The 23,733-nt window shown below is 60.2% G+C and carries 19 protein-coding genes; 14 read left to right on the plus strand and 5 right to left on the minus strand.

All coding sequences use genetic code 11. The features are described from left to right. Positions 1-191: 191 nt before the first annotated feature. Entirely contained in the window at positions 192-1,805 is a 1,614-nt protein-coding gene (rtcR, locus tag EV561_RS23550; RefSeq protein WP_132525014.1) for an RNA repair transcriptional activator RtcR, read from the plus strand. 153 nt (positions 1,806-1,958) lie between these two features. Continuing rightward, on the plus strand, positions 1,959-2,660 hold the full coding sequence (locus EV561_RS23555) for a YoaK family protein (protein WP_132525016.1): 702 nt from the start codon (positions 1,959-1,961) through the stop codon (positions 2,658-2,660). 5 nt (positions 2,661-2,665) lie between these two features. On the opposite strand, the gene EV561_RS23560 is transcribed toward EV561_RS23555, so the two are convergent. The 3 genes from EV561_RS23560 to EV561_RS23570 all read right to left on the minus strand — a co-directional run bounded on the left by EV561_RS23560 (position 2,666) and on the right by EV561_RS23570 (position 6,140). Beyond that, a complete protein-coding gene (locus tag EV561_RS23560) occupies positions 2,666-3,586 on the minus strand; it encodes a LysR substrate-binding domain-containing protein (protein WP_132525018.1) in 921 nt (306 codons plus the stop codon). A gap of 201 nt (positions 3,587-3,787) precedes the next feature. Next, on the minus strand, positions 3,788-5,251 hold the full coding sequence (locus EV561_RS23565; RefSeq protein WP_132525020.1) for a catalase: 1,464 nt from the start codon (positions 5,249-5,251) through the stop codon (positions 3,788-3,790). A 190-nt stretch (positions 5,252-5,441) separates the two neighbouring features. Beyond that, a complete protein-coding gene (locus tag EV561_RS23570; protein ID WP_132525022.1) occupies positions 5,442-6,140 on the minus strand; it encodes a GntR family transcriptional regulator in 699 nt (232 codons plus the stop codon). A gap of 82 nt (positions 6,141-6,222) precedes the next feature. Here EV561_RS23570 and EV561_RS23575 point away from each other — a divergent pair, with 82 nt between their 5' ends. From EV561_RS23575 to EV561_RS23610, 8 genes are read left to right on the plus strand one after another with little or no spacing between them, the layout of a single operon-like run. After that, positions 6,223-7,227: an Ldh family oxidoreductase gene (locus EV561_RS23575; protein WP_245512865.1), complete on the plus strand. Its 1,005-nt coding sequence runs from the start codon at positions 6,223-6,225 to the stop codon at positions 7,225-7,227. A 23-nt stretch (positions 7,228-7,250) separates the two neighbouring features. Continuing rightward, a complete protein-coding gene (locus EV561_RS23580; RefSeq protein WP_132525024.1) occupies positions 7,251-8,501 on the plus strand; it encodes an iron-containing alcohol dehydrogenase in 1,251 nt (416 codons plus the stop codon). Between the two features lie 2 nt (positions 8,502-8,503). Beyond that, positions 8,504-9,982 carry an NAD-dependent succinate-semialdehyde dehydrogenase gene (locus EV561_RS23585; RefSeq protein WP_132525026.1) on the plus strand — a complete coding sequence of 493 codons (1,479 nt, stop codon included), beginning with the start codon at positions 8,504-8,506 and terminating at the stop codon, positions 9,980-9,982. Between the two features lie 27 nt (positions 9,983-10,009). Beyond that, the gene (locus EV561_RS23590) at positions 10,010-11,125 is read left to right on the plus strand and encodes a mandelate racemase/muconate lactonizing enzyme family protein (RefSeq protein WP_132525028.1); all 1,116 of its coding nucleotides are present in this window, start codon (positions 10,010-10,012) and stop codon (positions 11,123-11,125) included. Positions 11,126-11,148: 23 nt separating this feature from the next. Further along, positions 11,149-12,762, plus strand: coding sequence for an ABC transporter substrate-binding protein (locus EV561_RS23595; RefSeq protein WP_132525312.1), 1,614 nt, complete (start codon positions 11,149-11,151; stop codon positions 12,760-12,762). Between the two features lie 14 nt (positions 12,763-12,776). Further along, positions 12,777-13,712, plus strand: coding sequence for an ABC transporter permease (locus EV561_RS23600; protein ID WP_132525030.1), 936 nt, complete (start codon positions 12,777-12,779; stop codon positions 13,710-13,712). Between the two features lie 5 nt (positions 13,713-13,717). Beyond that, the gene (locus EV561_RS23605; protein ID WP_207910579.1) at positions 13,718-14,590 is read left to right on the plus strand and encodes an ABC transporter permease; all 873 of its coding nucleotides are present in this window, start codon (positions 13,718-13,720) and stop codon (positions 14,588-14,590) included. 55 nt (positions 14,591-14,645) lie between these two features. Then, positions 14,646-16,532, plus strand: a complete 1,887-nt coding sequence (locus EV561_RS23610) for an ABC transporter ATP-binding protein (RefSeq protein WP_132525314.1) — start codon at positions 14,646-14,648, stop codon at positions 16,530-16,532. A 90-nt stretch (positions 16,533-16,622) separates the two neighbouring features. Here the strand turns inward: EV561_RS23610 and EV561_RS23615 are convergent, their stop codons facing one another. Continuing rightward, complete coding sequence (locus EV561_RS23615; protein WP_132525034.1) at positions 16,623-19,184, minus strand: FAD-dependent oxidoreductase; 2,562 nt, start codon at positions 19,182-19,184, stop codon at positions 16,623-16,625. A 205-nt stretch (positions 19,185-19,389) separates the two neighbouring features. Here EV561_RS23615 and EV561_RS23620 point away from each other — a divergent pair, with 205 nt between their 5' ends. The 4 genes from EV561_RS23620 (at position 19,390) to EV561_RS23635 (ending at position 22,712) form a co-directional block, all read left to right on the plus strand. Then, positions 19,390-19,878, plus strand: a complete 489-nt coding sequence (locus EV561_RS23620) for a DUF305 domain-containing protein (protein WP_132525036.1) — start codon at positions 19,390-19,392, stop codon at positions 19,876-19,878. Between the two features lie 13 nt (positions 19,879-19,891). Next, on the plus strand, positions 19,892-21,346 hold the full coding sequence (locus EV561_RS23625; RefSeq protein ID WP_132525316.1) for a YncE family protein: 1,455 nt from the start codon (positions 19,892-19,894) through the stop codon (positions 21,344-21,346). 65 nt (positions 21,347-21,411) lie between these two features. Further along, a complete protein-coding gene (locus tag EV561_RS23630; RefSeq protein WP_132525038.1) occupies positions 21,412-21,939 on the plus strand; it encodes an RNA polymerase sigma factor in 528 nt (175 codons plus the stop codon). Next, positions 21,936-22,712, plus strand: a complete 777-nt coding sequence (locus EV561_RS23635) for an anti-sigma factor (protein WP_132525040.1) — start codon at positions 21,936-21,938, stop codon at positions 22,710-22,712. Before EV561_RS23630 ends, EV561_RS23635 begins: the two co-directional genes overlap by 4 nt. A 25-nt stretch (positions 22,713-22,737) precedes the next feature. On the opposite strand, the gene EV561_RS23640 is transcribed toward EV561_RS23635, so the two are convergent. Beyond that, on the minus strand, positions 22,738-23,652 hold the full coding sequence (locus tag EV561_RS23640; protein ID WP_132525042.1) for an AraC family transcriptional regulator: 915 nt from the start codon (positions 23,650-23,652) through the stop codon (positions 22,738-22,740). Positions 23,653-23,733 lie beyond the last annotated feature (81 nt).

The following is a 23,733-nucleotide window of genomic DNA, read 5'->3' on the forward strand; positions in this document are numbered from 1 at the left end:
TTGTGCCAGATACCTTTCAAGTCTCATGCCAAACTGCCATGGAGGAGCCAGGTCGAGCGCAATTTTCTTTTTATCCTGTTGTTATTAAAAGAGTAAAAAATATCACCGGCCATGCAATGGCTACAATTGCACTTCTGTAAACCACTCGATATTCTATCTAAAATAATAGAGTTTATAAAATTGGATAAACGATGAAGCGCCGCGTTGCGATCAGCATCCTGGGGACCACCCTCGATATGGGCCGTCGTGAAGACCGTTGGAACCGATGGCGGCCGAATGTTGGGCTGTGTCAGCAGACGGGCTTCTTCATCGACCGCGTGGAACTGATCCACGACAATCATTCCGACTGGCTGGCGAAAAGCATCATCGGTGATATCGAAACCGTCTCGCCGGCCACCGAAGTCCGGCAGCGGATTATCAATCTCAAGGACCCCTGGGACTTTTCCGAGGTCTATACCAAGTTGCGTGATTTCTCGCGCGACTATGATTTCGATCCGGATACAGAGGACTACCTCGTCAACATCACCACCGGAACGCATGTCGCCCAGATCTGCTGGTTTCTGCTGACTGAAGCGCGGATCATCCCCGGTCGCCTCTTGCAGCTTTCGCCGCCGCGCGATCGCGAGCCGGGGCAGGATTATGCCGGCACGCACCGAATCATCGATCTGGATTTGTCCCGTTATGACGAGATTGCCAAGCGCTTCGCTTCCGAACGGGACGATGCGGCCTCCTTCTTGAAATCCGGCATCTCGACGCGAAACGCGGCCTTCAACCGGATGATCGACGAGATCGAACGTGTCGTGATCCGGTCAACAGCGCCTGTCCTCTTGACTGGTCCGACCGGCGCAGGCAAATCGCAACTCGCCAAGCGCATCTATGAACTCAAGAAGGCGCAACGAAAGGTTACGGGGCCGTTCGTGGAGGTCAATTGCGCGACATTGCGCGGCGACCAGGCGATGTCTGCCCTGTTCGGCCACATCAAGGGCGCCTTTACCGGCTCGGCCGGCGAGCGGGCAGGACTGCTGAAGTCTGCGGATAAGGGTGTGCTATTTCTCGACGAGATCGGCGAACTCGGTGCTGACGAACAGGCGATGTGCCTGCGTGCCATCGAGGAAAAGCGGTTCCTGCCTGTCGGGGCCGACAAGGAGGTGTCTGCCGATTTTCAGCTTCTGGCCGGCACGAACCGAGATCTGCGCGATGCTGTGCAAGACGGTCGCTTTCGCGAAGATCTTTTCGCTCGCCTGAACCTTTGGACCTTCCAGCTTCCCGCTCTTCGAGAACGCAAGGAGGATATCGAGCCGAACCTTGATTTCGAACTTCGCCGGTTTCTGGAACGAGAGGGGCAGAACGTCACTTTCAACAAAGAGGCGAGGGAACGTTACCTAGTGTTTGCGACAGGCGCGGAGGCTGCCTGGAGTGCCAATTTCCGTGACCTTTCGGCTTCGGTGACCCGCATGGCAACACTTGCTCCGCAAGGCCGAATTACGGTGGATGTCGTCAATGACGAGATTGCACGTCTCAAGAACGCCTGGGGTGGCGTTCCACGAATGGTCGCTGCCGATCACGTGATCCTTGAGCTTCTCGGCGGCGATGCAGCGGCAAAGCTCGATCTTTTTGACAAAGCCCAACTCTCGGCGGTTTTGGATGTCTGCGTGGATCATGTTTCGGCCAGCGCCGCCGGACGTGCGCTCTTTGCCAACTCGCGGCTGGACAAGAAAAGCTCCAACGACGCCGATCGGCTGACCAAATATCTGGCGCGCTTCGGTCTGAAATTTGAAGATATTCGAGATGGGCGTCGGTCGTAATAGGATTTTGTGGCCGAATATCCGGATCTATCGGCGATGTTTCGATTTCACGTAGACTTCGCCATATTCTGAGTGGGTGTCTCCACGCATAGATCAAAACAACCGGATATTTTGTTCCTGCAAGCTCGACGATAATTTCAAGCGAGGAAATCAATGGATCAGGAGGTTGCAAGGGCAGATGGGAGTGCTCCGTCGGCGGCGAGTACGCTACCGCTGACGTTGTTATTGAGCGGCACCGGAGGATATCTCGACGCCTTCACCTGGATTGGCCATGGCCATGTATTTGCCAATGCCCAATCCGGAAACGTGGTTCTGCTGGGGATAGACATCGCCACTGGAGGATGGTCGGATGCTTGGCGTCGGCTGATGCCCATCGTGGCTTTCTTCTTTGGTGTCTTCGCCGCCTATTGGGTCAAGGGTGTCGCTTCGAGGAAGGACCAGGGGTGGTTGACCTTGCCCAGTCTCGGAGTTGAGATCGTCGTTTTAGGTGTCGTTGCGACCCTTCCATCCAGTTTCGCCAGCGCACCAATCGTCCTTGCCGTGTCTTTTGTGACGGCTTTCCAAAGCTCGATATTCAATAGACTTGAGAACTGGCCCTACAATTCGGTAATGACGAGTGGAAATTTGCGCATGGCGGCAGAATCCCTTTTCCAATGGGTTGCTCGGCATCGCGACCGCGCTTCCCTGGATCAGGCAGCGAAATTCGGGGCCGTCTGCCTTAGCTTTTGCGTCGGCGCTGCGGTCGGGGGCGTTGCGACAGCGGTAATTGGAAATGCAGCCTCGATAGGGCCAGCCATTCTGCTGGGAGCGGCACTGCTGGTTTGTCTCAGAGACGGTCGTGTTTTGAGCAGCTGATTGCCTCACGATCCGGCCAATCTAGGCGTCGCGCTGAGTTTCAGTTCGTTTGCTATCGCCGATAGCTGAGCAGCGAGCTTCTCAGACTCCGCTCCGCGCGGATCACTTCTGCGCCAGGCAAGCCCGATCTGACGCGAATAGGCTTCATTGGTCATTGCCCGATAAGAAATCAGGTCATGATCGGCGACCGCGAGCGCCGGGATGAGCGTGCATCCCTCTCCGGCGGCAACCATGTATTTCAGGGTCTCAAGGCTGGTGCCGTGCCTGTTGCTGCGATCCACCAGGGTGCAGACAGACAGAGCTTGGTCGCGAAGGCAGTGTCCCTCTTCAAGCAACAGCCGCTCTTGCGGGTCCAGCTCTTCCCAGCCAGGACCAGTCTCAGAGTTAGCCGGATGTCCAATCGGGCTGGCAAGAAGGAAGGGTTCAACGAAGATCTCTGCAGTCGCCAGAGTGGGCTCAGCCTGCGGCAGGGAAAGGATCACCGCATCCAGTTCCCCGTCGACCAGCTTTTCGACCAAGGCTGCGGTAAGGCCTTCGCCGAGAACAAGAGATAGGTTTGGGTAATGCGTGCGAAGCTCGCGAAGTACCTTCGGGAAAAGGTAGGGACCAAGCGTCGATATTGCCGCCAGCCTCAGCGAACCGCCCCACGATTCATCCGATGTCTGCACCGAGCTCACGAGGTTGCGTGCCTCGTGTAAAACGCCTCGGGCGTGATTGATCAAACGCTGCCCCTCCGCCGTGACAAGAACTCGGCGCGTCGTGCGTTCGAAGATCGTTATGCCGAGCCAGGCCTCCAGCTTTCGGATTTGGGCAGACAGGGACGGTTGCGCAACCCTGCAATGCTCGGCCGCTCGCACGAAGCTGCCGTGGTCCGCGACGGAAACAACATATTCGAGGTCACGAAGTGACAGGCCCGACAGGCTCATGGTCAGCACTCAATAGATGATGGCTATTCATTTTCTGCGGAGATTACCCCTGGCCTATTAATTGGTCCAGGAGAGTTGTTTGTCGAAATCTCAAAACCGGCAATATCGAGCCGGCTTTGGGAGATCGCCCGCGCCAGAGGGGATGATGCGGGCGATCGTTGGAGCCTCGCTTGGGAGGAGGAAACAGGCTCCACCAGATATTTACTCGGCCGCGAGTTTTGCCGCTTTGGCGCGGTGGATGCGCTCGATCGCTTCGGCCACACCCGCGCCATAGGCAGGATCGGCCTTGGAGCAGTTGGAGATGTGACGATCGATGACCGGCTGCGTCGCGCCATAGATTGCGCGGGCAGTGTTTTCGAAGAGAACCTTCTGCTGGGCAGGCGACATCTTCCGGAAGAGATTTCCAGGCTGGGAATAATAATCGTCGTCTTCGCGGTGGTTCCAGCGCTGGACCGCACCGTCGATCCTCAGCGGCGGCTCGGAGAAATCGGGCTGCGCGACCCATTCACCGCGGCTGTTGGGCTCGTAGGAGGTGCGGCGACCGCCGTTGCCATCGACGCGCATCGCGCCGTCACGATGGTAGCTGCGGAAGGGGCATTTCGGCGCGTTCACCGGAATCTGCGAATAATTCACGCCAAGGCGGTAGCGCTGCGTATCGCCATACGAAAACAGACGGCCCTGCAGGAGATGATCGGGCGAGAAGCTGATGCCGGGCACGATGGTGCTGGGGCTAAAGGCAATCTGTTCAATCTCGGCAAAGAAGTTCTCAGGATTGCGGTTGAGTTCCATGACACCGACTTCGATCAGCGGATAGTCGGCCTTCGGCCATACCTTCGTTACGTCGAACGGATTGATATGGTAGGTATTGGCCTCTTCTTCCGGCATGATCTGGATCAACAGGGTCCAGCGCGGGAAGTTGCCTTCCTCGATATTGTCGAAAAGATCGCGCTGGCTGCTTTCGCGGTCGTTACCGATGAGCGCCGTTGCTTCCTCATCCGTCAGGTTCTGGATGCCCTGCTGGGTGCGGAAGTGGAACTTCACCCAGAATCGCTCATTCTGCGCGTTGATGAAGCTGTATGTATGGCTGCCGAAACCATGCATATGGCGCCAGCTCTTCGGGATGCCGCGATCGCTCATAACGATGGTGACCTGGTGCAGCGCTTCCGGCAGGTTCGTCCAGTAGTCCCAATTATTGTCCGCGGAGCGCATGCCCGTGCGCGGGTCGCGCTTGACGGCGTGGTTGAGGTCAGGGAATTTCAGCGGATCACGGATGAAGAAAACCGGGGTGTTGTTGCCGACGAGATCCCAGTTGCCTTCGTCCGTGTAGAATTTCAGCGCGAAACCGCGAATATCGCGTTCAGCGTCAGCGGCGCCGCGTTCGCCGGCTACGGTCGAGAAACGCGCCGCCATTTCGGTCTTCTTGCCGATTTCGGAGAAGATTTTCGCGCGAGTATACTTCGTAATGTCGTGGGTGACCGTGAACGTGCCAAATGCGCCGGCGCCCTTTGCATGCATGCGCCGCTCGGGGATAACTTCTCGGTCGAAGTGCGCGAGCTTTTCCAGGAACCAGACATCCTGAAGAAGTGCCGGTCCGCGCGGACCGGCGCTGATGATGTTGTTGTCGTCGACGACGGGAGCGCCGAACGATGTCGTGAGCTTGTTCATCTGTTCCTCTTTCCTCTAACTGCATGCTCGGGAATGCCGTTTGACGTCCCTGCATGCTCTTGGTAGAGGATGTGGAATGATAGATTAATGATAATCATTCTCAGAATTTGATAGTCGTTGCCTATCAATTTGGCCGAGCTTCGCCCGCGGCGGCCGGCAATGACCGCAAAAGGCGGCCAGTTCGGCCCCTCTATTCGCCGCCGAAAATCCCCATGAAGCGCTTGCGCGAGCGCTCGATGTGATCGCGCATTGCAGCCTCTGCCAGGGCCGCATCCTTCTGCTTGATCGCAGCAATGATGCGGGCATGCTCGTCATTGGCATCGGTCGTCGCACGGGCATGAAAGAACAGCCGGAACAGGTGAACGTGGGTATGCAGCCGCGTCAGCGTCTCGTGAATGAGAACATTGCCGCTGCCGATGGCGACCAGGTCATGGAATGCGCTGTCGCTCTGGGCAAATTGGCCGTAGGCCTGCCGTGGGTCCTCGTGGTGCGTGGTTCGCATCTCGTGGTCGATCTTCTCCAGCATCTCGATCGCGTCGTCGCTCATGGCAAGTGCTGCGCGCGAGGCGGCGAAGGGTTCGAGCAGCAATCGCAGCTCATAGAGCTGTTGCAGCCGAGCCTTGTCCATCTGGCTGGCGGCGCTGTAGCCGATGAGATGGGTCTTGACGACGAGGCCCAGCGCCTCCAGACGGGACAGGGCTTCGCGGATCGGTGTCTGCGACACGCCGAGCTCGCGCACGAGGCTGTCCACCGAGATGCGGCCGCCAGGCGGGATCTTCAGCGTCATAAGCTGGGCATAGATCGCATTATAGACCTCGTCGCCCAGTCGCGGCGGACGGCGCACGAGCCAGCTGTTGGATCCGCCCTCTGCCTTCAGGTCCTTTACCATTGAAAATTACTCCCTTGACGCAACCTTTCCTTAGCAGCATAGTGCGCGAACTTCAATCAGATATCCGATCGGATTTTATGTCGTGACTATCGTTGATGCCGTTTTGCTGAAGGATGTGGCTGCAAAGGCACTCGATCGTGCGGGAATCCCGAAGGACCACGCCGTCCAGCAGCTCGATCTCTTGATGGAAGCCGAGTTGAGGGGCATTCCCTCACATGGCCTGCTTCGACTGGACCGGATCACCCGCCGCATCGCAAATGGTGTCATCGATCCGAATACAAGCGGGTCGCATGAATGGCGCAAGCAGGCGTTTCTTAGCGTGGACGGGCAGGAGGGCTTGGGTCCCGTTGTTGCCAATGCCGCGCTCGATGCCGTCAAATCGCGGGCGCGGGAGACCGGGATCGCGGTCGCAGCCATCCGCAATTCGAACCATATCGGCATGCTCGGCTGGTATGCAGAGCGCGTTGCGAGCGAGGGGTTCACTATTATTGGGCTGTCGACCAGCGAGGCGCTTGTGCATCCCTGGGGTGCGCGCCGGGCGATGCTCGGAACCAACCCGATCGCGATAGGCATTCCGGCCGAGGGCGAGCCCTTCATGATGGATACGGCAACGGGCGTGGTCTCGATGGGGGAGATCCATGACCACGCTCATCGCAAGGCGCCAATTCCCGAGCACTGGGCGCTCGACGAGGGCGGCAACCCGACGACCGATGCCGAGGCGGCCAAGAGGGGAGCAATCGCGCCCTTCGGTCAGGCCAAGGGTTATGCGCTTGGGCTTGCCTTCGAGCTTTTGGTGAGCAGCCTCGCAGGTGCTGCGATCGGAGCCGATGTCCGCGGGACGCTTGACGCGACTGAGGTCTGCAACAAGGGCGATGTCTTCATCGTCATCGACGGGCCGCGCTACGACATCAGGGATTATCTAGATGAAATCCGCAACATGGAACCGGCTGCCGGCTTTTCGCAGGTCCTAGTGCCCGGCGAGCGTGGGCGCGCCTGCCGCGACCAGCGTTTGCGCGATGGGGTACCGGTTGCGGACGAGGTCTGGGAGCGTTTGCAGGTTCTGGCCGGCATGAAAGTGGCGGCCTGAAGAGCATTTTTGGGAGGATGACGTTGCCTTTGTTTGGAACACTTCGCACGCCGCGAAACCTGGTCTTCGGCGCCGGTCAGCGCAATGCGCTTCCCGCCTATGCCGCGGCTCTTGGCACGAAGGTGCTCGTCGTCACGGACGAACGACTGGCAGGAGATGGCGAGTTTCACGTGCTTATGGACAAGCTCGCGGAGGCCGGGCTGCAGACGAAGGTCTTCGACGGTACGATCGCCGAGCTGCCGCTGGAATGTATTGCGCGCGGCGTCGAACTCGGTCGCGCATTCGGGGCGGATCTCATCGTCGGCATTGGCGGCGGCAGCTGCATCGATGCGGCAAAGGTCATTGCCTTGCTGCTCGCGCATGGTGGCAAGGCCTCGGATTACTACGGCGAATTCAGGGTTCCAGGGCCAGTCCTGCCGCTTATCGCTTTGCCAACGACGTCGGGCACCGGATCGGAAGTCACGCCCGTGGCCGTCATCACGGATCCGGACCGGGCCGTGAAGGTCGGTATCGCCAGCCCGCATCTGATTTCCCACACGGCGATCTGCGACCCGGAGCTGACATATTCCTGCCCACCATCGCTCACCGCCGTTTCGGGCGCCGATGCGCTCACCCATGCGATCGAAGCCTATACGACTGTCCGTCGCCAGCCGACTGGGACCATCGTCCATGAGCATGTCTTCCTCGGCAAGAACGCGCTCAGCGACAATTATGCGCTGATGGCGATTTCGCATATTTCCGCGAGCCTGAAGCGGGCCTGTGACAATGGAAGCGACCATGTGGCGCGCGAGCGGCTGATGCTGGGCGCGACGACGGCGGGGCTTGCCTTCGGAACAGCCGGCACGGCGGCTGCGCATGCGGTGCAATATCCCGTCGGCGCGATGACCCACACGCCGCACGGAATGGGCGTTGCTGTCATGATGCCCTATGTCATGGAGTTCAACCGGGCGCATTGCGAGGCTGAACTCGGCGAAATCGGCGCGGCCATGGGGATCGATCTCGCCGGAAAATCGTCCTTCGATCGCGCCTCGGCGACAATCGACGCCGTCGACGCGCTTTTCGGATCGATCGGCATTCCGAAGACGATCGCCGATCTCGGTATAATTGCCGGGCAGCTGCCGCAGATCGCCGAACAGGCGATGGGCAGTGTGCGTCTTATCAAGAACAATCCGCGTCCGCTCGACATGGAGACGATGACGCTGCTGGTCGAGGCCGCATTCAGCGGCGACCGCCGTCGCCTTCGTGCCATGTCTCCAGATCGAAAGGCAAATTGACCATGAACGCCATCCAGAAGATCTCGGCCAATCTGAGTTTCGACATAGGCTCCATTCCGACCGACCTCTATATTGGCGGCAAATGGCGCGCTGCTTCGACCGCTCAGCGTGCGGAGGTCATCGATCCCTCTACCGGGCTGACCATCGCCTCTGTTGCTGACGGAAGTGTCGAGGACGGCATGGAAGCGGTTGCTGCCGCCTATGCCGCAGCACCGGCCTGGGCTACGACCGCACCGCGCAAGCGCTCGGAAATCCTGCGCCGCTGCTACGAACTGATGATCGAGCGCAAGGACATGATTGCCGAACTCATCAGCCTGGAAAACGGCAAGGCGCTCAGCGATGCGCTGGGCGAGGCCATCTATTCAGCGGAATTCTTCCGCTGGTTTTCCGAGGAGGCCGTGCGCCTGAACGGCGATCTCTATACGGCACCTTCCGGCGCCAACCGCATCCTGGTCGAGCATCAGCCGATCGGGGTCTCGGTGCTTGTCACGCCCTGGAATTTTCCGGCAGCGATGGCAACCCGGAAAATCGCGCCGGCGCTGGCAGCCGGCTGCACCTGTATTCTGAAACCCGCGACCGAGACGCCCCTTACCGCCTTCGTTCTTGCGCAGATTTACGCCGAAGCCGGGGTTCCAGACGGCGTGGTCAATGTCATCACCACGACGAAGGCTGGCCCCGTCGTCAGCGCCATGCTGCATGATCCCCGGGTCCGCAAGCTTTCCTTCACCGGCTCGACGCCGGTCGGGCGTAAGCTGCTGCATGAAGCGGCAGATACGGTGCTCTCCTGCTCGATGGAGCTTGGCGGTAACGCTCCCTTCATCGTCTTCGAGGATGCCGATCTCGATGCGGCGATCGAAGGCGCGATGGTCGCCAAGATGCGCAATGGCGGCGAGGCCTGCACCGCTGCAAACCGCTTCTACGTCCAGAAGGGCATTGCCGACGCCTTTTCCAAGCGGCTTGCTGAACGCATGGGCGCAATGAAGGTCGGTGCCGGCTACGACAAGGCGACGCAATGCGGCCCGGTCATCAACAAGACGGCGCTGGATCGCATCGCCGGACTGGTTACCGATGCGACGAAGCGGGGCGCGAAGATATTGACCGGCGGTGCGCCGCTCGACCAGGACGGCTTCTATTTTCCGCCGACCGTGCTGCAGGACGTGACCGCCGATTCCCACATTACAGCCGAGGAAATCTTCGGCCCGATCGCAGCCATCAGCACCTTCGAGACCGAAGAGGAAGTGATCCGTGCCGCAAACAACACCGAGTTCGGACTGATCTCTTATGTCTACACCCGCGATCTCTCCAGGGGCCTTCGCGTCTCCGAGAAACTGGAAAGCGGCATGGTCGGTCTGAACCGCGGGCTCGTCTCCGATCCCGCCGCTCCGTTCGGCGGCGTCAAGCAGAGCGGCCTCGGACGTGAGGGAGCCCATCACGGAATTCTGGAGTTCTGCGAGACGAAATACATTGCAGTAACTTGGTAAATATCAATCGATTTGGGAGGAAATCCATTGAAAATCAAATCAGTAGAAGCATTTCAGGTGGCGCTTGGCACCGGTGATGATTGGACGGCGCGGAGCGCCTTCGTTCGGATCGAGACCGAAGACGGTCAATTCGGTCTCGGCGAAGCATCGCCGATGCAGGGAGGTGTTGCGTCCCTCGTCATCATCGCCAAGGACATGGCGCCATATCTGGTCGGCAAGGATGTTCTCGACCACGCCATCCTTCTGGACACGCTCTTCCACCGCTGCATCAAGCTCGGGCCAGAGGGTGCGACGACGGCGGCACTTGCCGCGCTCGACATCGCTCTTTGGGACCTGAAGGGCAAGCTGCTCGGCCAGCCGGTCTACAAGCTGCTCGGCGGCGCCTGGAGAACCAGCCTGACCTGCTACAGCTCGGTCGGCGGCAATGCGGCCAGAACCGTCGACGAAGTTCTGCGCGTCGTCGAACGCCGGGTGGAGAAGGAAAAGCCGGCTGCGGTGAAGATTCGCTGGGATGGCGATCGGACGAAGCAGGATGTCGATATCCCCGGAGACATCGCCAAGGCGAAGGCCGTGCGCAAGCTGCTCGGCGACGATTTCGTCCTCGGGTTCGACGCGAACAATGGCTATTCGGTCGGCGGTGCAATGCGTGTCGGCCGGGTGTTGGAGGACCTCGGCTATACGTGGTTCGAGGAGCCTGTTCAGCACTATAACGTTCGGGCCATGGGAGAGGTGGCTCAGCGGCTCGACATCACTGTCTCTGCGGGCGAACAGACCTACACGCTGCAGGCGCTCAGGGAACTGATCGACGCAGGCGTGCGCATGGTACAGCCCGACATCGTCAAGATGGGCGGCATCACCGGCATGATGAAGTGTGCGGCAATCGCCCATGCGCATGGCGTCGAATTGGTTCCGCATCAGACGCAGCCGACCGTCGCGCATCTCGCCAATATCCATGTCCTTGGCACGATCATGCATTTGGCCAAGCCCGTCGAGCTTGCCGACAATTGGGAAAGAGGCGCCTCGGTCTTCGTCAATCCGTCCGAGCCGCATAACGGCCTTTTTGAACTGCCGACCGCACCCGGCCTTGGTGTGCAATTTGACGAAAAGGAAATGGAACGACGCAAGATTGCGATCAAGTTCTGATTTGCGACTTCTGGGAGGAAGGTATGACGATTACGCGTAGAGAATTCATGGTCCGCAGTGGCCTGGTTGCGGCGGCCCTTGGCACAGGGACGTCGCTTTCCACCGGAACCAGCTATGCCGCCGCCGACACCATCACGCTGGCCGTGGCCGCCCGCTCGCCCGGCGGCATCAACCCGCAGCAGACGGGACTGACCGGCGGCGACAACTGGGCAATCAACCAGGTGTTCAACACGTTGGTGGAGGCGCCGGATGGCCGCTGGGCGTCGAAGCCGGAGGATTTTCAGCCGAGCCTGGCCGTTAGCTGGGAATCGTCGGCCGACGCAAAGACCTGGACCTACAAGCTTCGCAAGGGCGTGGCCTTCCACAAGGGCTACGGGGAAATGACCTCGGACGACGTCGTCTTCACCTTCAACCGACAGCTTGACCCGAAGACCGTCACGGCAAACAAGGTCTTCTACACCAATATCGCATCGGTAGAGGTGCTCGACCCGTTGACCGTCCGCTTTACGCTGAAACGCCCCGACCCGCTTTTCAACGGGAGCGCCGTGGCAACGCTCAGCGCCTCGATCATGAGCCGCAAGGCCTTCGAGGAAAAGGGCGACAAGTTCAATATGGATGGGATTGGCACCGGCCCGTATCAGGTCGATTCGATCACCGCATCGGGCGGGACGAGATTGAAGGCCTTCCCCGAGCATTTTGCAGGCCCTCCGGCGACGCCGAATCTGCTTATCACCTATATCGCCGATACGACGGCACGCACGCTTGCCTTCGCCTCGGGCCAGGTCGACATGATCGAGGGCGTGCGTGCGCCCGGCTGGCTGAACACGATGAAGCAGCGGTCCGCGAAAACGATCTTCGACGCCACCGCGCCGGGAAGCCTGAATACCCTGCATGTCAATCTGACGCGCCCGCCGCTCAACGACCTGCGCGTTCGCCAGGCGCTTCGATATGCCATCGACAATGCGCAGATCGCCAATGCGTTCAACGGCATCGCGACACCGATGGTTGGCGTCATCGCGCCGCAATTTGCGGGCTCCGTGAAGATGGAAGACCTGCCGCCGGAGCTTCAGTACAAGCCAGATCCGGAAAAGGCGAAGGCGCTCTTGGCCGAAGCCGGTCATCCGCAAGGGGTGACCATCCCGTGCTATGTCAGCCAGCGGGAGGACTATGCCTCGATCATGCTGATGATCCAGGAGCAGCTTCGCGCCTGCAACATCAATCTCGATCTGAAGATCATCGACCACGCGACCTTCCATTCGGACAACCATCTCGACAAGAATTCGCTAGCGCTCTGGTCGTCGAGCTATCCGCCGATCGGCACTTCGATCCTCGCGTCGCAACTGGCTTCGGATGCCGAGGTCAAGGCCGATGGGACGGGGCAGGGCAACTACAGTCACTACGGTGTCGCCATTCCAGGCATCGACGCGCTGCTCGACAAGGCCCAGGATGAGCCTGACTTCAACAAGCGAACGGCACTCATCCAGGAAGCCGAGAAGCAGGTTCTGAAGGATCTCCCGCTCTTCGGCATCATCACGCTGTCCTATGTGATTGCCCGCAATCCGCGGCTCGACATCGGCTACAAGGTCGAGGCCGGCCCCGCATACTGGTCGCTCTCCAAGGCCAAGCTGACCGCCTGACGGGAGGAGCGACAATGCCCGGCATCATATCAGCGAAGCTGCTCGACGCTATCCCGACGGTCCTGCTTGTCCTGACCCTTGTCTTCGTCGCGCTGAGAATTCTGCCGGGCGATCCCGCGGTCGTCGCCCTTGGCGACTATGCCACGCCGGAACAGCTCGCGTTGTTCCGGCAGCAGACCGGCCTCGACGCGCCGCTCTGGCAGCAATATCTGGTCTTTCTTTGGAATGTCGCGCGCTTCGATTTCGGGACGTCGCTGATCTCGCATCAGCCTGTCCTGCAGACCATCGGCGAGAACCTGCCCTACACGATCGAGCTGACGCTGGCTGCGACCATCATCGGCACGCTGCTGGGGCTGCCTTTCGGGGTCATTGCCGCGGTTCGCCGCAATCGCTGGCCCGACACAGGCATGCGCATCTTCTCGCTTGTCGGATACGCCATTCCCGATTTCTATCTCGGAGCTCTGCTTCTCATTGCGTTCGCGCTCAATCTCGGCTGGTTCCCGATCAATGGCGGCGGCGATGGTTTCGTCGACGGGCTCTATCACCTGGTTCTGCCGGCCGTGACCCTCGCCATGGTCAAGATCGCTTTTCTCGGGCGGCTGACGCGCACCTCGTTGCTGGAGGTTCTGTCGAAGGATTATATCCGGACCGCGCGCGCCAAGGGCGCCTCTCGACATGCAATTGTCTACAAGCATGGTCTCAGAAATGCGTTACTGCCCGTTATCACCGGGCTCGGCCTCAGCGTGCTCGCCACATTTTCCGGCTCGGTGGCCGTCGAGCTGGTGTTCAATCGGCCGGGCATCGGCGCGATGCTGATCAATGCGATCTCCGAGCGCGACTATCCGCTGATCCAGGGAGGCGTCGTGATCTTCGCGCTCTCGGTTGTTCTTGTGAATTTTCTGGTCGATATCGCCTATGTGCTCGTCGATCCGCGCATTCGGGGGAAATGATGGCTGTGACCGAAACATCTCCTGTCGTTTCGCTCGATTCCAGCGTTCTGCAGATCCTGAAACGCGTCTTCCTCACCCGCTTTTCGACGGTAATCGCTGCCGTGATCATCGCGATCTTCGTCATTGTCGCCGCGCTGGCGCCGACGATTGCCCCCTATGATCCATTGAAGCAGAGCTATCTCGATATCAGCGCCTATCCGTCGGTGGCGCACTGGCTGGGAACGGACCAATTCGGCCGCGACGTTCTCTCCCGCCTCATCTATGGATCGCGAAACTCGCTGATCTTCGGACTGATAGCGCCGGTCCTTGCCGCCATCATCGGGACGACGCTCGGCGTGACCGCCGGCTATTTCGGCGGCATCAGCGACCGTATCATATCCCGCATCATCGATATCCTCATGGCATTTCCGGAACTGCTTCTGGCGATCATCATCGCTGCTGCACTCGGTGGCGGGTTCTGGAATGTCGTGGCGGTGCTGACGATCGCCTTCGTTCCCGGCTTTGCCCGCGTGGCACGCGCTTCGACGCTTTCGGTCAAGCAGGAGCCCTATATCGAAGCTGCCATGGCGATCGGGGTGCGCACGCCCGTTATCATTGTCCGGCATGTCGTTCCGAACATTTCGGCGTCGATTGTCCTTTTGCTGACGCTTTGGATCGCGTCCGCGATCCGCCTCGAAGCCGCTTTGAGTTTCCTCGGCATCGGCACACAGCCGCCGGCGGCGAGCTGGGGCAATATCATCCGCGATGGTCTTGGCAATGTCTTCGGCTCGCCGTGGCCGATCATCGGCGCCGGCCTTGCCGTCACCATCGTTGTCCTGTGTTTCAACGTGATCGGCGATGCGGTGCGCGACGTTCTCGATCCGGAGGCGGCGGAGTAGACGCCCGGCCGGATTTTCAGAAATGACGCCGCAGAGCAGAGGAGGCTCCGTGAGCATGATCAAACCCAGCACTTTGGACCATAGCGACGAGACGCACGCTGCGGGTTCCGATCGCCGACCCGTATTGTCCGTTCGCGATCTCAGGACGTCGTTTCGCTCCGGCGACGGCTGGCTTCCCGTCGTCAAGGGCGTTTCCTTCGATGTCGCGCCGGGCGAGACGCTTGCCGTAGTCGGCGAATCCGGATCGGGCAAGAGCGTGACCGCCTTTTCCATCATGCGACTGCTGTCGGAGGAGAAGGCCAAGGTCGAGGGCTCGGTTGTTCTGTCGGGCAGGGAGATCCTGCAACTGCCTGAAGCCCAGATGCAATCCATACGCGGCAACGAAATCGCGATGATCTTCCAGGAGGCGATGACGAGCCTCAACCCGCTCTTCACGATCGGCCAGCAGATCGTCGAGGCCCTGGCCATCCACAAATCGCTCTCCGGCGGGGAGGCAGAGGCCGAGGCGATCCGGCTGCTCGAGCGGGTGCAAATCCCGGCGGCGCGCAGCCGCTACAATGACTATCCGCACAATTTCTCCGGCGGCATGCGCCAGCGCGCGATGATCGCGATGGCGCTGGCGTGCAAACCGAAGGTCTTGATCGCAGACGAGCCGACGACCGCGCTTGATGTGACGATCCAGTCGCAGATCCTCAATCTCATCAAGCAATTGCAGAATGAAGAGAACATGGGGGTGATCTTCATCACCCATGATATGGGCGTCGTTGCCGAAATCGCCGAACGCACCGTCGTCATGCTCAAGGGCGAAGCCGTGGAAACCGGTACGACCGAACACATCTTCAACCACGCGACGCATCCCTATACGCGCGCCCTGCTCAACGCCGTGCCGCGGCTGGGCTCGATGCGTGGCCAGTCGCAACCGCTGCGCTTCCCGACCATCGATCCGAAGACGGGATTGGGCCGGGAGGCCGAAAGCGGCGCCAGCACCGTCAGCACGCAGGAACGGCCGCTGCTGGAAGTTCAGTGCCTAACGGCTCGATTTGATATCCGTACCGGCTTGTTCGGCAAGGTCCGCAACCGCATCCATGCGGTCGAGAATGTTTCCTTCGACCTGCGCGCCGGAGAGACATTGTCGCTGGTTGGCGAATCCGGTTGTGGAAAGTCGACGACCGGGCGGGCGATCATGCGTCTGATCGAGCCGAAGGCGGGCTCCGTCAAGATCGACGGGCAGGAGGTTACGACCATGTCCGCTGCGCGCTTGCGTGAGGCGCGCCGCCATATCCAGATGATTTTCCAGGATCCTTTTGCGAGCCTCAGTCCGCGACGGACGATCGGGCAGGCGATTGCCGAACCATTTCTCACCCACAAGCTCGGCACGCGGGCGGAGGCCGAGCGCAAGGTCGCGGATCTCCTGGAAAGGGTAGGGCTCTCGCCCTCGATGGCGAAGCGCTTGCCGCACCAGTTCTCCGGCGGTCAGCGCCAGCGCATCTGCATTGCGCGTGCTCTGGCGCTCTCTCCGAAAATCATCGTCGCCGACGAAAGCGTTTCGGCGCTCGATGTCTCGGTCAAGGCGCAGGTGATCAATCTTCTGATGGAGCTGCAGGAAAGCTTCGGGCTAGCCTATCTCTTCATCTCGCACGATATGGCAGTCGTCGAACGCGTCAGCCACCGTGTCGCCGTGATGTATCTCGGCGAGATCGTCGAGATCGGGACGCGCGAGGAGGTTTTTGGCAACCCGCAGCATCCTTACACCAAGCGTCTTCTCGCCGCCGTGCCATTGCCCGATCCGTCCCGTCATGGGCTTAGCCGTCCGGTGTCGACCGATGAGATCAAGAACCCCATTCGCGCCATGGACTATGTCCCTCCGGTCCGGGAATACTTGAGCGTTTCCGCGGACCATCTCGTCCAGAAATGGACGGCGGATTGGGCGGCAGCGATGTGATGCCTAGCAAAAAGCCCACCTGCTCGTTTGTGAGCAGATGGGCTTTCGATTGGTGGATTTCGGATCCGGCTTGCTGCAGAAAGCTGTCGCTCAGGTCCTCGGCTTCAGATTTTCTGGGTCGTAGAGCGGCTTGTATCCCACGGCTGCAACTTCGACCGGATATTTCTCCGCGAAATACTCGACATTGAGCTTGCGGCCGACCTGGCAATAGTCCCAGGGCAGATAGGCGAGCGCGATGTTCTTGCCGAGCGTCGGGCCGAAGGCGACCGAGGTCGTGTAGGAGACGCGGCCGAGTTCATCGACCAGCGTCTTGCCGGTATCGGGGTCGAGAACGGGCATCGAGCCGACCGGATAGCGGGCTACACCCTTGGAGTCGACATTATCGGTCATGACGAGCGTGCAGAGCATCGCCGGCTGGTGATCCCGTGCCTTGTATTCGAGATGTTTCGCCTTGCCGCGGAAATCGGCGTCCTTGACCTTCGGACGCGCCAGATCGCTTTCGATCAGATTGTACTGCGTCAGGAGATCGGCGTTTTGCAGACGCAGGCTCTTCTCCATGCGGCGCGAATTCGCATAGGTCTCGACGCCGAAGGCCATGATGCCGGTAGCCCGCAGCGCATCCCAGACGGCCAGGCCGTCCTCGTATTTCATGTGCAGTTCCCAGCCCTGCTCGCCGACATAGGAAATGCGGAACGCGGTGACCGTCTTGCCTGCGATCTCGATCGGCTTGATCGCCGCGAATGCGAAGTTTTCCTGGTCCAGGCCGGCGGGGTCGGCGACAACCTTCTTCAGAGCTTCGCGGGCATTCGGACCCCAGATGCCGATTGTGATGAACTTTTCCGAGACGTCAGTGATCGTGACATCAAGGCCGCGATCTTCCGAGACACGCTTCATGTAGTGGAAGTCGCGCGGGCCGGCATCGGCGCCGTTGACGAGGCGGCAGCGGTCGGCCATGCGGAAGACGGTGAAGTCGGCGCGGACCATGCCCTCGTCGTCGAGGAAGTGCGTGTAGATGCCCTTGCCGATGTTGGCATCACCGCCGATCTTGGCGGCGCAGAGCCATTCCAGCAGCTCGACATGGTCCGGCCCTTCGATGTCGACCATATGGAAATGGCTGAGATTGACGATGCCGCAATCCTCGCTCATCGCCAGGTGCTCGGCATTCGACACGCGCCAGAAATGGCGGCTGTCCCATTCATTCTCGCGCACCGGGACGCGATTGCCGTATTTCTCCAGCAGGTGCTCGTTGGCCTTGTAGCCATGCGCACGCTCCCAGCCGCCGAGTTCCATGAAATGGCCGCCGAGTTCCTTCTCGCGTTCGTAGAAGGGCGAACGCTTGACGTTGCGGCCGGTGCCATAGGGCTCGCGCGTGTGCACGGCCGGGAAGTAGATCTTCTGCGCCGCTTCGAAGGTGCGGCCTTCGATGAACTTCTCTTCCAGTTGGTGCGGGTAGAAGCGGGAATAGTCGATCGAATTGTGGTCGATCTCGGTGCGACCGTCGGTCATCCAGTCGGCGATCAGCTTGCCGTAGCCCGGCCCGTCCTTGACCCAGATCGCTACGCAGTACCAGAGGCCGCGAACCTTCTGGCTCTCGCCGCAGGACGGGCCGCCGGCGGCCGACACCTGCAGCAGACCGTTGAAGGAATGGCCTTCGTTATAGCCGAGTTCGCCCAGGATCGGGGTCAACTCCATGGCGCGCTCGAGCGGCTCGATGATCTGCTCCATGTCGAGATCGCGCTGCGAGGGCGAGAGGCGCGCCTCGTGCTTTTCGAGAATGTCGCGCGGATGGCAGAGGCGTGGATTGGTGGTTTCGTAATAGCCCCACTCGATCTGGCCGCCTTCTGTTGTCTTCGGGTCGCCGGTGTCGCGCATATAGGCGGAGTTGCCCTGGTCGCGCAGCAGCGGGAAGCCGATCTCCTTGCCGGTGCCTTCGAATTCGTTATACGGACCGAAGAAGGTGAGCGGATGGTCGACCGGCATGACCGGCAGGTCCTCGCCGACCATTTCAGCGATGAGGCGACCCCAGATGCCGGCGCAGACGACGACATGGTCGGCCATGATGGTGCCGCGATGGGTGACGACGCCCTTGATACGGCCGTTTTCAACGATCAGCGACTGCGCCGGCGTATTGCCGAACATCTGCAGCTTGCCCGACTTCTCGGCGGCATCGACGAGCTTGCCGGCAACCGTCTGCGAGCGCGGAATGACGAGACCGGCATCGGGGTCGAACATGCCGCCCTGTACCTGGTCTTCCTCGATCAGCGGGAACATCGCTTTGATCTCGGAAGGTGTTACGAGGTGAGCGCGCGTGCCGAAGGCCTTGGCCGAGGTCACCTTGCGCTTGATCTCTTCCATCCAGGTATCGTCGCCTGATCGCGCCACTTCCAGACCGCCGATGCGGGCGTAGTGGCCCATCTTCTCGTAGAAATCGATCGAATATTGCGTCGTCCAGACCGAGAGATAATCGTGGCTGGTCGTGTAGCAGAAGTCGGAGGCATGCGCCGTCGAGCCGATGTCGGTCGGGATGCCTGATTTGTCGATGCCGACGATATCGTCCCATCCGCGTTCGATGAGATGGTGGGCAATGGAGGCGCCGACGATCCCGCCCAACCCGATGATGACTACCTTCGCCTTTTGCGGAAACTCTGCCATTGCATGCGACCCCGATTGGAATTGAAAACGGATTTTAAGGATAGGAAGTCTGTGACCAGAGCCTGTCTACGACATAATCCACCATGCTGCACGACCAGCGCAATCCAGTCCATGGACCGGCCCCGTCATAAAAACGATTGGCGTGCGGAATAATTCGCCGGCTGCGCTGTCTACCTAGCTGAAACCAAACTTCATGGAGTTCGGCATGGTTAGACGATCAAACGGCGGGAGACATCTCCTCGCCGCACTTCTCCTCACATCTTTTGCAGGCGCAACACCCTCCTTTGCCCAGCAGGCGACGGCGACCGCCGACCAGTCGGCGCTACAGGCCGAGCAGCCCTATCTCAGCGAGAACGATGCGGCGATGACGGCGATGATGGACGGCATGGCAGCCAAGCCGACCGGCGATGTCGACCGCGATTTCGTCGAGATGATGATCCCACACCATCAGGGTGCGATCGACATGGCCCAGGCTTATCTGCGCTACGGCAAGAACGAGCAGCTGAAGCGCATCGCCCAGGAAATCATCGTCGACCAACAGCAGGAAATCGCTGCCATGCGGTTGGCGCTTGGCGATCCGCTGCCGCCGTCCACGCCTGCGCCGACGCAGGTCGCTCCGCAATCTCCGGCTTCGACAGGTGCCGGGATGTCCGCCATGCAGGGCATGGATCGGAATATGAAAATGGGCAAGTAAAAAGGACCCGATGATGAAGCGTACCCTTCTGACCCTCAGCTTTCTTGCAGGCACGATGCTGGCGCCGATCGCCGCATTTGCCGGACAGGCGCCGGGCGCTGCTGCCGATCCGGATATTCCCGTCAGCCACAAGGATCGCGTCTATGCGGCCGAGCAGTTTTCCAACACCGTTTCCGTCAGCGATCCCGTCGACAACAAGCTTCTGGGCGTCATTCGCCTCGGTGATCCGCAGCCCGGCAACCTGAGCCCGCTCTACAAGGGCCAGGTGCTCGTTCACGGCATGGGCTTCTCGCCTGACCACAAGACGCTCGCCGTTGTGTCGATCGGCTCCAATTCCGTTACCTTCATCGATACCGAAACCAATGCCGTCAAACACACGACCTATGTCGGCCGCTCGCCCCACGAGGCATTCTATACGCCTGATGGCAACGAGGTCTGGGTGACGGTGCGCGGCGAGGACTATCTCTCCGTCATCGACGCGCATACGTTTGAGGAAAAGCAGCAAATCAAGGTGCCTGCCGGACCGGGAATGCAGATCTTTTCGCCTGACGGCAAATACGGTTACATCTGCTCGTCCTTCAATCCCGATACCGTCGTCGTCTCGGTCGCCGATCACCAGATCGTCGGGCATGTGAAGCAGGACAGCCCTTTCTGCCCGAACATCGCCGCCTCTCCCGATGGCAAGCAGGTCTGGTTCACCTTGAAGGATACGGGCAAGGCGCAGGTCTTCAATGCGCAGGCGCCCTTCGATCTCATCAAGACGCTCGATACCGGGCCGATCACCAATCACGTCAACCTCGTCCACAATGCCAACGGAACATTTGCCTACATCACGGTTGGCGGGCTGAACGAGATCAAGGTCTTCCGCACCGATACGTTCGAGCAGGTCGCGACCATCCCCGTCGGCAATCTGCCGCATGGCGTCTGGCCATCAGGCGACGGTACGCGCGTTTATGTCGGGCTTGAGAACGCCGATGCCTTCGCCGTGATCGATACGCTGACCAACAAGGTGATAGCCAACATCCCGATCGGCCAGGCACCGCAGGCCGTCGCCTATGTTCCTAACGCCGTACCTGAGGGAGACGGCATGCAGAACCTGCAGCCTCTCGGCGCCTCCAGCCAGGCAGCGCATCTCCAGCTCGTCTCCGTAAAACAGAAGGATGCCAAGGTTCCGACCAGCGTTACGCTGTTCGACCAGGGCCTCACGCAGGTCCTGCAGGCTTCCGTCACAGGCCTTGAGCCCAAGATGCCTTATGTTCTGGCGCTTTCCACCCACGCGGATGGCAGCGGCACGCTCGAGCCACTCTCCTCCTTCATGACCAATCCGGCAGGTTCGGCCATCGTCAATGCCGTCGGCCCGATCCGCCAGATTGTCCAGAGCAACGTCAAGGCCGAACGCCGCTACCTCGTCGTCGCTGATGGCGGAGACAAGGGACCGGGCGATATCGTACAGGTGCAGGCAAAGTAGTATCCGCTCGGCCCGCCATTCATGATATGGAATGGCGGGCCGATGCTCGGGGAGGCGAATACGCCATGAGCGACATTCTGCAGCTTGTCGAACCGCTGATTCCAGCCTTGCGACGCTATGCCCGCGGATTGATGAAAGACACTGTTGCAGCGGATGACCTTGTCCAGGATTGTCTGGAACGGGTCGTGAGCCATTGGCATCGCCGCCGCAACGACGATCCTCGCACCTGGGTTTTCGCCATTCTCCATAACCTTGCCATCAATCGCTTGCGGCAGAAGACCAGGCGTGGCGAACACCTGCCGTTCGATACGGTCGACGAGGCATCTTTCGCCGTCAGGGCGACGCAGGAGGATGCGCTTCTGCGCAAGGATATTCTTCATGCGCTCGATCAATTGCCGGAGGATCAGCGCAGCGTGTTGCTGCTGGTTTCGGTCGAAGATCTGTCCTATGCGGAAGTGGCCGAGGTGCTGGCCATTCCGATCGGAACCGTGATGTCGAGACTGTCGCGAGCCCGGGAGCGGCTTCGTTTGATATTGGAAGGCGCCGCAGGGGCGGCGCAAACGTCCGGAGCGCATCTGCGGAGAGTGAAATGAGTGTGAGACCGATCACCGAGGACGATCTGCAGGCTTTTGTCGACGGCGCGCTTGACGATGCCCGGAAGGCTGAGATCGCGACCTATATCGAGGCGCATCCCGATGTTTCGGCGCGAGTCAAAAGCTATGCCGATCAGCGCCTGAACCTTCGCGCCATATTCGATCCGATCGTAGATGAGCCGGTGCCGACCCATCTCAATCTTGCCCATATGATTGCCGGCCGGCGATCGCGCCGGCTTCCGGCCTGGGGCATGGCGGCCGCCGCGACCGTATTGCTTGTTGCCGGCGGATCCGGGGGCTGGTTCATGCGTGGCGCTTACCAGCCCGCAGGGCAGGGCATGGGCATGCTCGCTCACGAGGCCTCCAATAGCTATAGCGTCTATGCTTCCGATCAAATGAGGCCGGTCGAATTGCGGGCAGACGACATGCCGGAACTTGTCGATTGGGCGACGCAACGCCTGGGACACAAGCCAGTGCTGCCCGATCTTTCCAAGTCGGGCTATCGGTTGATGGGCGGGCGCATCCTCTCCACTTCGGCTGGCGCTGGGCTGATGCTGATGTACGACAATGATCGTGGGACGCGCCTCGTCATGCTGACAAGGCCAATGGTTGCCGATCAGAACATGCCGATGACCGTGAATTCGGAAGGAAACATGCCCGGTTGGACCTGGGCGGCCGACGGAATGGGTTACAGCCTCGTCGGCCCGATGCCGGCCGAGACGTTGCATCCGCTCGCCGACGATATCAAGCAGCAGATGCGGACGGCGACATAAGAGGTCCGATCACCAACGTTTGAGTCTACTGGGCTTGCTGCCTGAAGCGCCCCGGCGTCACGCCCTTGCTTGCCTTGAAGGCCTTGCCGAAGGCGGCTTCGGATTGATAGCCGACCTCGGCTGCGATATCGGCCGTCGTGCGCTGGCTTTGCAGCAGGAGACTGCTCGCAAGGCTCATGCGCAGATCGGTCAAGAAGGCGCCGACAGTCATGCCGGCGCATTCCTGGAACTGGCGGGCATAGGTCGCACGCGACATGGCGGCAATTCCGGCAAGCTCGCTCAGCGTCCATGGATGCGCGGGTGATGCGATCACCGATTTGATCGATCGCACCAGCCGCTGGTTTGCCAATAATGCCAACAAGCCGGGTGCTTCCAGGGGCGATGTGCCGCTGGCGCGAAGCGCCATGGTGAAAAGCGCGAGGCACATTGCCGTCACGATCGCCAACGCTCCGGGTTGCTCGACCATGGCTTCCTGGCGAAGCAATCCGACGAGCGTCCTCAGCGTCTCTTCCGACTGCTCCTCGATCAGGGAAACATGGAAGACATCGGGCAAGGTGTCGAGCAACAGCGTCGACGAGCCCCACGCATGGTTGAAATGGCCGCATATCAGGTCGACATCCGGCTCGCCTTCGCCGTTTGTTCGCAGCGGTAGCATCCCTTCTTGCGTGACCTTAAGGGGCCGGGTCTCAGCCTTGGGATGGGTCCCGATAATCGCGTGGGCCTCTCCACGCGGAAACAACAGGAAATCGCCGGAGCGCATCCGGACCTCGAGGCCTTTCCCCGTACGGATCAGGCAGTCTCCCCCGAGAACAAGATGAAAGGGCAGCGTGCCCTTCTCTGCCTGTTCGTGACCGATGACGAAGGCGCCCTGCAGCTGGCACCTGATGTCCAGTGCCGGCTGCAGACGCGACAGGTCGATGAGGCGGCTTAAGATATCCATGAGACGATCGCGCTATTATTTGAGGTTTTAGAGCATTCAAAAAATCATCGATGACGGTCATATTCCTTTTCAACTGCAGCG

The sequence above is a fragment of the Rhizobium sp. BK376 genome, assembly GCF_004341625.1.
Lineage (GTDB): Bacteria > Pseudomonadota > Alphaproteobacteria > Rhizobiales > Rhizobiaceae > Rhizobium.